At 46.1% G+C, this 657-nt stretch carries 1 protein-coding gene; it reads right to left on the bottom strand.

Features of this window, described 5'->3' with window-relative positions:
• Nucleotides 1–657, bottom strand: a 657-nt coding sequence (locus A3761_RS01520; RefSeq protein ID WP_156491492.1) for an ATP-binding cassette domain-containing protein, incomplete at both ends; no start/stop codon positions are given.

The following is a 657-nucleotide window of genomic DNA, read 5'->3' as shown; positions in this document are numbered from 1 at the left end:
CCAGGCTTTTGATTAAAGTCGACTTACCGGCACCGTTTGGCCCTAGAAGGCCTACTCGTGTACCCGGTAAGATGCTGGTAGTAAAATCTTCGAGCACTGCTTTCTGCTCATAGCCCAAGTCTGCTTTTTGAATGCTTAGTAATGGGCTAGATATTTTGTCGCTCTCAGGAAAGCTAAAGTTAAACGGTGAATCAATATGAGCCGGGGCAATAAGCTCCATTCTAGCAAGTTCTTTAACACGACTCTGAGCCTGTTTTGCCTTGGTCGCTTTCGCTTTAAAGCGATTTACAAAAGACTGAATTTCGCTAATACGCTGCTGCTGCTTTTCATACTGAGATTGCTGCTGAGCAAGCTTTTGAGCACGCTGCGTCTCGAACTCACTATAAGTTCCTGTATATTGATTCAGCTGCTTGTGTTCGAAGTGAAGAATATGTGTCGACACGGCATCAATGAAGTCACGGTCATGAGAAATGAATAACACCGTACCTTCGTAACGTTTCAGCCATTGCTCCAGCCAGAGCATCGCATCTAGATCCAAGTGGTTCGTCGGCTCATCCAGCAACAATAGGTCAGAAGGGCACATCAGTGCTTGCGCCAAATTCAAACGAATTCGCCAACCACCAGAGAAGTCATTAACCGGGCGCTGCATGTCTTTCT

The organism is Oleiphilus sp. HI0123 (assembly GCF_001635315.1).
The sequence above is the reverse complement of the archived record's forward strand: the minus strand, read 5'-3'. Positions and strand labels throughout refer to the sequence as shown.